Origin of the sequence: Microvirga antarctica, from assembly GCF_017921815.1 — a bacterium.
Classification (GTDB): domain Bacteria; phylum Pseudomonadota; class Alphaproteobacteria; order Rhizobiales; family Beijerinckiaceae; genus Microvirga; species Microvirga antarctica.
On record NZ_JAGEMM010000060.1, the window covers coordinates 1 to 292 of the forward strand.

The 292-nt window shown below is 49.3% G+C and carries 1 protein-coding gene; it reads right to left on the reverse strand.

The window, feature by feature from the left end; translation table 11 throughout:
• Window positions 1–120 (reverse strand): DUF1127 domain-containing protein YjiS (gene yjiS / locus J4G32_RS22125; protein ID WP_343232697.1); only part of this gene is annotated, 120 nt, incomplete at its 3' end.
• Window positions 121–292: the final 172 nt, after the last annotated feature.

Here is a 292-nt window from a genome sequence, read left to right on the forward strand (position 1 = left end):
GTCACTCATTCGTCGCAGCGCCTGACAGGCCCGCTTACGCAGCCACCATCTTTTTAGCGCCCGTCTGAGCTGCACAAAGCCAACGAATGGTTGTCTGGGGCGGTTCTCGTAAAATTCCATACCAGCCTCCGCATAGAACAGAAAATGCGGGCATCATGAATGTCTGTACAAACAATATCGGGATAAAAAGCACGGTTAGTGCAACGTGGATAAATAAGGAGGGCGATTGAGGGTGTTTTGTTCGCTTATTTCGTTCTGATTTAAGATCCGCGTCCTTCGCTGCAAAAAGCCA